General features: G+C 68.7%; 7 protein-coding genes and 1 tRNA gene. 4 read left to right on the forward strand and 4 right to left on the reverse strand.

Annotated features, from left to right (window positions below):
• Nucleotides 1-18 precede the first annotated feature (18 nt).
• Together argA and ACM6JT_RS16215 are read left to right on the forward strand one after the other, a co-directional pair.
• Nucleotides 19-1,398, forward strand: coding sequence for an amino-acid N-acetyltransferase (argA, locus tag ACM6JT_RS16210; RefSeq protein WP_034183531.1), 1,380 nt, complete (start codon nucleotides 19-21; stop codon nucleotides 1,396-1,398).
• A 51-nt stretch (nucleotides 1,399-1,449) separates the two neighbouring features.
• Entirely contained in the window at nucleotides 1,450-1,725 is a 276-nt protein-coding gene (locus tag ACM6JT_RS16215; protein ID WP_006478357.1) for an oxidative damage protection protein, read from the forward strand.
• A gap of 108 nt (nucleotides 1,726-1,833) precedes the next feature.
• On the opposite strand, the gene ACM6JT_RS16220 is transcribed toward ACM6JT_RS16215, so the two are convergent.
• The 3 genes from ACM6JT_RS16220 to ACM6JT_RS16230 form a co-directional block, all read right to left on the reverse strand.
• The gene (locus ACM6JT_RS16220) at nucleotides 1,834-3,252 is read right to left on the reverse strand and encodes an MFS transporter (protein ID WP_105391893.1); all 1,419 of its coding nucleotides are present in this window, start codon (nucleotides 3,250-3,252) and stop codon (nucleotides 1,834-1,836) included.
• A gap of 102 nt (nucleotides 3,253-3,354) precedes the next feature.
• Entirely contained in the window at nucleotides 3,355-4,563 is a 1,209-nt protein-coding gene (locus ACM6JT_RS16225; RefSeq protein WP_414856835.1) for a CaiB/BaiF CoA transferase family protein, read from the reverse strand.
• Entirely contained in the window at nucleotides 4,560-6,311 is a 1,752-nt protein-coding gene (locus ACM6JT_RS16230; RefSeq protein WP_414856836.1) for an acyl-CoA dehydrogenase family protein, read from the reverse strand. Before ACM6JT_RS16230 ends, ACM6JT_RS16225 begins: the two co-directional genes overlap by 4 nt.
• A 173-nt stretch (nucleotides 6,312-6,484) precedes the next feature.
• Between ACM6JT_RS16230 and ACM6JT_RS16235 the strand changes: the two genes are divergently transcribed.
• Nucleotides 6,485-7,387, forward strand: a complete 903-nt coding sequence (locus ACM6JT_RS16235) for a LysR family transcriptional regulator (RefSeq protein ID WP_414856837.1) — start codon at nucleotides 6,485-6,487, stop codon at nucleotides 7,385-7,387.
• Nucleotides 7,388-7,581: 194 nt separating this feature from the next.
• A tRNA-Val gene (locus ACM6JT_RS16240) sits at nucleotides 7,582-7,656 on the forward strand.
• A gap of 119 nt (nucleotides 7,657-7,775) precedes the next feature.
• Here ACM6JT_RS16240 and ACM6JT_RS16245 read toward each other — a convergent pair.
• On the reverse strand, nucleotides 7,776-8,256 hold a 481-nt coding region (locus ACM6JT_RS16245; RefSeq protein WP_414856838.1), incomplete at its 5' end, for an aminotransferase class III-fold pyridoxal phosphate-dependent enzyme.

Consider the following 8,256-nt stretch of genomic DNA (forward strand, 5'->3'; position numbering starts at 1 on the left):
CGCATTATAATCCCGCCCATGAATTCCCAAACCGACCTCCCTCCCGCCCAGACCGGCGCCGCGACGCCGCCGGCCGCAGACGATTCGGCCGTCAGCCACGCGCAGTTCGTCGACTGGATGCGCTCCGTCGCGCCCTATATCCACAAGTTCCGCAACAGCACGTTCGTCGTGGGGTTCGGCGGAGAAGTGGTGCAGCAGGGGCTGCTGAACGCGCTCGTGTCCGACATCGCGCTGCTGCAGGCGATGGGCATCCAGATCGTGCTCGTGCACGGCTCGCGCCCGCAGGTCGAGGAGCAGCTGAGCCTGCATGGTGTCGAATCCGAGTTTTCGCACGGCCTGCGCATCACCGATGCGCGCGCGCTCGAATCCGCGAAGGAAGCGGCCGGCGAAGTGCGTCTCGACATCGAGGCCGCGATCAGCCAGGGTCTGCCGAACTCGCCGATGGCGCACGCGCACATCAGCGTCGTGTCGGGCAACTTCGTGACCGCGCGGCCGGTGGGGATTCTCGACGGGGTCGATTTCGCGCATACGGGCATCGTGCGCAAGATCGACGCCGAATCGATCCGCCATTCGCTCGCGAGCCGCAAGCTCGTGCTGCTGTCGCCGCTCGGTTTCTCGCCGACCGGCGAGGCGTTCAACCTGTCGATGGAAGACGTCGCGTCGGCCGCCGCGATCGCGCTGCGCGCCGACAAGATCGTGTTCCTGACCGACGGCCCCGGCATCGTCGACGACGAAGGCGGGCTGATCCGCGAAATGTCGCTCGACGCGGCGGCCGAGCTGCTCGATTCCGGCAACATCCAGGGCGACGACGCGTTCTTCCTGAAGCACTCGATCCGCGCGTGCCGCGGCGGCGTGACGCGTGCGCACCTGATTCCGCAATCGCTCGACGGCAGCATGCTGCTCGAACTGTTCCTGCACGACGGCGTCGGCACGATGATCTCGTACGAGAACCTCGAAAGCCTGCGCGAAGCGACGCCGGACGACGTCGGCGGCATCCTGTCGCTGATCGAGCCGCTCGAGTCGGACGGCACGCTGGTGCGCCGCGGCCGCCATCAGATCGAACGCGACATCGACCACTTCTCGGTGATCGAGCACGATGGCGTGCTGTTCGGCTGCGCGGCGCTGTATCCGTACCAGCAGGAGAAGATCGGCGAGATGGCGTGCCTGACGGTCGCGCCGGAAGCGCAGGGCTCGGGCGACGGCGAGCGCCTGCTCAAGCGCATCGAGCAGCGCGCCCGCGCGCGCGGCCTCACGCACATCTTCGTGCTCACGACGCGCACCGAGCACTGGTTCCTCAAGCGCGGTTTCGTCAAGGTCAGCGTCGACGACCTGCCGGAAGACCGCCGCAAGCTCTATAACTGGCAGCGCAAGTCGCTCGTGCTGATGAAACAGCTCTGAGCGGCGCAAGACGCCCGCCCTCCCCCAGTCCGATTACAGGAGAAGTACACGATGGCCCGTATGATTCAATGCGCGAAGCTCGGCAAGGAAGCCGAAGGTCTCGATTTCCCGCCGCTGCCGGGCGAACTCGGCAAGCGCATCTATGAAAGCGTCTCGAAGGAAGCCTGGCAGGGCTGGCTCAAGCAGCAGACGATGCTGATCAACGAAAACCGCCTGAACATGGCCGACCCGCGGGCACGCCAGTACCTGATGAAGCAGACCGAGAAGTACTTCTTCGGCGACGGCGCGGACCAGGCGTCCGGCTACGTGCCGCCGACGGAAGGCTGATGACGTGATGCGTGGAATCGGCAGCCTGCCGGCCGCCTGATCCAGAGAAAACGGCACCGTGTATCGCACGGTGCCGTTTTTCATTTTGGGTCGCGCGATCGACGCGACTCAACCGGCCGGTTTCAGCGCGCCGCCGTCGCCCGGCTGCTGCGGCCCGCCGCTCGCGCTTTCGGCGCTTCCGCCTTCGGCACCCCATTCGGCCGCATCGCTGCGCTCGGCGGTCGACAGCTCGTCCGCGCGATAGCCGGTGCGGTTCAGCAGCGCCAGCATGCAGGCAAGCGACACGAGCGCGTAAAGTCCCGACGCGACCGCGACGCCGACGATGCTGCCCGTCGAATTGAGGATCGCCTGCGCGAGCACGGGCGTGCCGCCGCCGACGACGAGCGCGCTCAGTTGATACGCGAGCGACAGGCCCGTGTAGCGGATGTTCGCCGGAAACACGCGCGCGAGCACGCCGCCGACCGCGCCGTAGAACATCGCGGACGGAATCGTCGAGATGCACATGCCCGCGACGGCCACCCAGTACGAGCGCGTCGCGAGCGCATGGAACATCACGGGCATCAGCACGATTTCCGGAATCAGGATCCAGCACATCGCGCGGCGCATGTCGATCTTCGACACGAACCACGCGCCGACCGGCTGCATCAGGAACTGCACGACGAGCGAGATCGACAGGATGCCGAGGAACGTGCCCTGCGCGTAGCCGAGCTCCTTGGTCGCCCACGACAGCGCGAACGTGCTGCGGAAATACGTGACGTTGATCACCGGCAGCGTGCCGGCCGCGAGCAGCACGACCACCCAGTGATCGCGCACGACCTCGCGCAGCGGCAGCTTCACCGTGCGCTTGCGCGCAAGCACGCGCTGCATGTCGGCCGATTCCTCGAGCTTCAGCCGGATCACCATGCCGATGATCACGAGCACCGCCGACAGCAGGAACGGAATGCGCCAGCCCCACATCAGGAACGACGGCGTCGGCAGCGCGCTCAGCGCGAAGAACGCGGCCGTCGCGAGCAGGTTGCCGGTAGGCGAGCCCTGCTGCGCGAACGCCGCGTACAGGATGCTGCGGTGCTTGGGCGCGTTCTCGCTCGCGATTAGCACCGCGCCGCCCCACTCGCCGCCGACCGCGATGCCCTGCAGCACGCGCAGCACGACGAGTCCGGCCGGCGCCCATACGCCGATCTGCGCATAACCCGGCAGCAGGCCGATGCCGGTCGTCGCGAGGCCCATCATCACCAGCGTGATCACCAGCGCGGTCTTGCGGCCGACGCGATCGCCGAGATGCCCGAACACGATCCCGCCGAGCGGCCGCGCGGCGAAGCCGGCCCAGAACGTGACGAACGCGAGCAGCGTCGCGACGCCGGGGTCCATCGTGCTCGAAAAGAACACCTTGCCGAACACGAGCGCCGCGGCCGTGCCGTAGATGTAGAAGTCGTACCACTCGATCGTGGTGCCGACGAACGCCGCGAAGGCGGCGCGCCCGGGCCGCGGCTGCGGCTGAACGGCGGGCGGGGATTGCGGACGGCTCATCGATGTCTCCAGGTTGGTGTTCGGGGGCGCGACTGCCGCGCGCCTTTCCCGGTTGGCCGGCATTGCGCCGCCGGCCGGCGGCGTTGTGTCGGTCGGGTGCACCTAGTCGGGCGCCTGGCCGGGTGCCGTTTTCAGCACGCCGGCATCGAGCAGTTGCTGTTGAAGCGCGCGATCGACGCCGAGCCGATCGAGCACCGCGCGCGTGTCGCGGCCGAGCGCGGGCGGCGGCGTTCGATAGGTGGCCGGCGTGCGCGACAGCTTCACCGGCGACGCGGTGCCGCGATACGCACCGATCTCGACGAACAGGTTCCGGTGCAGCGCATGCGGATCGTGCGCGACGTCGGCCACCGTTCGCACCGGCCCGCACGGCACGCCGGCCGCCATCAGGTCGCGCGCGAGCGGCTCGCACGCGTGCGCGGCGAGCCGTGCTTCCAGTTCGGCCTTCAGCTCGGGCCGGTGCGCGCAGCGGCTGCGGTTGTCGACGAAACGCGGATCGCCTGCGAGCGCCGGCGCGCCGAGATGCGCGACGAGCCGCGCGAACTGCCGGTCGTTGCCGACCGCGAGGAAGATCGGCACGGTCGCCGTGCAGTAGCTGTCGTACGGCGCGATGTTCGGATGCGCGTTGCCGCTGCGCGCCGGTACGCGCCCCGAACCGAAGAAGTTCGGCAGGTGCGGATGCAGCAGCGACACGCCGCAGTCGTACAGCGCGATGTCGATCGACTGCCCGCGCCCGCTCTTCTCGCGCTCCGCCAGCGCCAGCAGGATGCCCGCGAGCGCGTTGAGCCCGGTCACCATGTCGACGATCGGCAAACCGATGCGCGTCGCGTCGCCGTCACACTCGCCGTTGACGCTCATCAGCCCCGCCATCGCCTGGATCACCGCGTCGTAGCCGGGCAGCCCGCCGAGCGGACCGTCCGCGCCGAAGCCCGTCACCGCGCAGTGGATCAGGCGCGGGAAGCGCGGCTGCAGGTCGCGCGCATAGTCCATCCCCCAGCGCGCGAGCGTGCCGGGCTTGAAGTTCTCGACGAGCACGTCGGCGTCTTCGAGCAGGCGCCACAGGATCGCGCGCCCTTCGTCGCCCGACAGGTCGAGCGCGAGCCCTTCCTTGTTGCGGTTGACGCCCATGAAGTACCACGCGGTATCGCCGAGGAACGGCGGCCCCCAGCCGCGTGTTTCGTCGCCGTCCGGCGGCTCGATCTTGACCACCGTCGCGCCGTGGTCGGCGAGCGCCTGCGTGCAGTACGGGCCGCCGAGCACGCGGCTCAGGTCGACGACCTTCAGGCCGTCCAGCGCGCCTCGCGTCGCGTTCATCGTTCGACCTCCGGCAGCAGGTCGAGCGCCGTGTCGAGCGCGATCGGCGTGCCGCGCAGCAGCGCGTCGAATGCGGCCGATTCGTCGTCGCGCGACGCCGGCGCGAACGGATCGACCGGCAGCAGCTTGTGGCGCACGATCAGGTGCGCGAGCGCGAGGCGCCGGAAATCCGGCGCGAGCCGCACGCCCTCGCAGGCCATCAGCACGGCCGCGCTCGTGTAGTACAGCGCGGATGCGGCCTGCCGCACGCGCGAATCGTCGCCTTCGGCCGCGACCCGCGCGAGCGCATCGCATGCGCGCGCGAGAACGCGCCGCAGCGCCTCGCGGCTCGCGTCGGGCAGCGGCGCCGCGCCGAGCCGGTCGCCGAGGAACGCGCGCAGTGCGTCGAGCGCGTGCTCGCGCTGCGCGGCCCGCGCGACGTCGAGCGCGACGATGTTGCTCGTGCCCTCCCAGATCGAGCCGAGATGCGCATCGCGCACGACCCGCGCATCGCTCCACTCTTCGATGTAGCCGGTGCCGCCGCGCACTTCCATCGCGTCGCCCGTCACGCGGCGCGCATCGCGGCACGCACGGAACTTGATCAGCGGCGTCAGGATCCGCACGCAGCGTGCGGCCTGCTCGTCGCCCGCATCGGCCTGCGGCAACAGCAGCGCGATCTGCATGAACATCGCGCGCGCGGCCTCGGCCGGCAGCAGCATCTTCATCAACTGGCGCTGCATCAGCGGCATCTCGATCAGCTTGCGGCCGAACGCTTCGCGGTGCGCGGCGACGTGCAGCGCCTCGTTCAGCGCGCGCCGCATCAGCCCCGCCGCGCGCACGCCGTTCGACAACCGCGACATGTTGATCATGTCGGCCATCTGGTGGAAACCGCGGCCGATCTCGCCGATCAGGTAGGCCTGCGCGCCTTCGAGCGCGATCTCGCCGCTCGCCATCGACCGGCTGCCGAGCTTGTCCTTCAAGCGCACGATCCGGTAACGGTTGCGCGTGCCGTCCGGCAGCGTCTTCGGCAGCAGGAACAGCGCGAGGCCCTTGATACCGTCCGGCGCGCCGTCGGGCCGCGCGAGCACCATCGCGAGATCGGCATCCGCGTTCGAGCAGAACCACTTGTCGCCCGTCAGGCGCCAGACGGTCTCGCCGTGCGCATCGGTCTCGCGCGCCGCACGCGTCGCGATGCGGCCGACGTCGGAGCCGGCCGCCTGTTCGGTCATGAACATCGCGCCCTGGTACAGCGTGTCGAAATCGCGCGACGCGAGCATCGGCAGGTAACGCGCGACGAGCGCCGGATCGCCGAAGCGGCGCAGCGTGCGCGTCAGCGAATCGGTCATGCTGACCGGGCAGCACAGCCCGAATTCCGCCTGCACGAACAGGAACGTCAGCGCGTACTTGACGAGCGGCGGCACGGATTCGGGCTGGTGGCTCAGCGACGCGAGCCCGAGCTCCGAATACGCGACGCGTTCGAGCGCGACATACGCGGGATCCTTGTCGATCCGCTGCACGGCCTCGCCGCGCCGGTTGCGGTGCTCGAGCACGGGCGGGTGCTTGTCCGCGCGCGACGCCCATTCGTCGAGTTCGCCCGACACGCGCGCGCCGAGCGCACGGAGCTGCGGCTCGAGTTCGGCATAAGGCGCGTCGCCGAGATGCAGCTTCAGCAACGCGCCGAGATCGGGATCGGCGGTGAAGAAATCGATGCCCCGGCTGTCGGGGATGTTGGATGCGCCGGTATCCGGCGTGCGGGCGGTGTCGTTCATGCGTATGTCTCCTGGGTTGCCTGCACGTCGGCCGGACCTGACGCCGCGGCGCGCGGCCAGCCTTGTGCAAAGCCTTCCGCAGAGCGTAGGCGCGCGATCGATAAGCGTCCAATACAGGATTTATCCGGTACGATAGATATCGCTTATCGATGCCGACGCCGGGAGAAGACACCATGGAACTGAGGCAGTTGCGCTACTTCGTGGCGGTTGCCGAGGAGCTGCATTTCGGGCGCGCGGCGAAGCGCCTGTTCATCTCGCAGCCGGCGCTGAGTTTCGACATCCGCAAGTTCGAGGAAGCGCTCGGCGTGCAGCTCTTCTCGCGCACCAACAAGACCGTCGCGCTGACCAACGCGGGCGAGGTGCTGCTCGGCGAAGCGCGCCGGCTGCTGCTGCAGGCGGCCGAGGCCGAGCGCCTGACGGTGCGCTCCGCGTCGGGCCTCGCGGGCCGACTGCGGATCGGCTTTGTCCATTCGATGCTGTATCGCGGGCTGCCCGACGCGGTGCGGCGCTTCGAGGCCGACTACCCGGGCGTCGAGGTCGTGCTGAGCGAGATGAACACGCACGCGCAGGTGCAGGCGATCCAGCGCGGCCAGATCGATCTCGGTTATGCGCACTGGGGCCACTTCCCGCCCGAGGTCGAATCGGCGCCCGTCTATGCGGAACCGTTCGTCTGCTGCCTGCCGGCCGCGCATCCGCTCGCGCGCCGCAGGCAGGTCGCGCTCGCCGCGCTCGCGGCGGAACCGTTCATCCTGTTTCCGCGCGACGCCGCGCCGCACTATCACGACCTGATCATCGCGCAGTGCGTGAACGCCGGATTCAGCCCGCTGATCCGCCACGAGGCACGGCTGTGGCAGACGATCCTGTCGATGATCGAGTTCGGGATGGGCATCGCGCTGGTGCCGCGCGTGCTGCAGCAGGTGAAAAGCGACCGGCTCGCGTTCCGGCCGCTGAAGGATGCATCGCTCGAATCGCGCACGCTCGCGCTGAAGCGCAGCGGCACCGCCGAACCGGTGGCGCTGCGCTTCGCCGACTACGTACGCGCATCGATCGACGCACTGCCCGTGCTCGCGGGCTGAGCAGGAGGCCGGATTGCGCATGCTGCATGCCACATGCGGAACGCCGGTCAATCGAACGGCACCGCGCGACGGTTCGATCCTCGATCTCGTCGAGCCGTCGACGGCCGGCTGACCGATCGTTGCGCGGGCCTGAAAAAAATTTGCAGAAAGGGCTTTACGAACCCCAAAAGCTCTGACATAATTTCAGCTTCTTTGGGCGGTTAGCTCAGCGGTAGAGCACTGCCTTCACACGGCAGGGGTCACTGGTTCGATCCCAGTACCGCCCACCAAAGAATTCAAGGGCCTGCGTCTCACGACGCAGGCCCTTTTCGTTTTGGCGTCGCGCTTGTAGAATCGCGCGCATCCGGACAGCGGTGCCGGCGCGGCACCGCATCCACATGGCGCCGGCTTACCGCGCACACCCCACCCGCTCCGCCGTCGCATCAAACGCGCGCGTCGCCTTGTCGACGATCTCGTCGACCTCCGCCTCGCGAATCACGAGCGGCGGCGACAGCAGCATCCGGTCGCCGGTCGCACGCATGATCAGGTTGCCGTTGAAGCAGAAGTCGCGGCAGATCGTGCCGATATCGACATCCGCACCGAACCGCTCGCGCCTGCCGCGGTCGCGCGCAAGCTGAACGCCCGCGACCAGCCCCGTTCCCGCAATCTCCCCGACGATCGGATGGTCGCCCAGCGCGTCGCGCAGCCGGCGCTGGAAATACGGACCGATGTCGCTCTTCACGCGTTCGACGATCCCTTCGTCGCGCAGCAGCTTCAGGTTCGCGACCGCGACGGCCGCGGCGACCGGGTGGCCCGAGTACGTGAGGCCGTGGTTGAATTCGCCGTTGTCGATGATCGGCCGCGCAACACGCTCGTGGATCCCGACCGCA

The sequence above is a fragment of the Burkholderia sp. IT-111MI5 genome, assembly GCF_949752865.1.
Lineage (GTDB): Bacteria > Pseudomonadota > Gammaproteobacteria > Burkholderiales > Burkholderiaceae > Burkholderia > Burkholderia pyrrocinia_C.

What these genes read in the sequence shown, in the direction of transcription:
- argA (WP_034183531.1), top strand. Translation starts at nt 19, where the DNA reads ATGAATTCCCAAACCGACCTCCCTCCCGCCCAGACCGGCGCCGCGACG.
- ACM6JT_RS16215 (WP_006478357.1), top strand. Translation starts at nt 1,450, where the DNA reads ATGGCCCGTATGATTCAATGCGCGAAGCTCGGCAAGGAAGCCGAAGGT.
- ACM6JT_RS16220 (WP_105391893.1), bottom strand. Translation starts at nt 3,252, where the DNA reads ATGAGCCGTCCGCAATCCCCGCCCGCCGTTCAGCCGCAGCCGCGGCCC.
- ACM6JT_RS16225 (WP_414856835.1), bottom strand. Translation starts at nt 4,563, where the DNA reads ATGAACGCGACGCGAGGCGCGCTGGACGGCCTGAAGGTCGTCGACCTG.
- ACM6JT_RS16230 (WP_414856836.1), bottom strand. Translation starts at nt 6,311, where the DNA reads ATGAACGACACCGCCCGCACGCCGGATACCGGCGCATCCAACATCCCC.
- ACM6JT_RS16235 (WP_414856837.1), top strand. Translation starts at nt 6,485, where the DNA reads ATGGAACTGAGGCAGTTGCGCTACTTCGTGGCGGTTGCCGAGGAGCTG.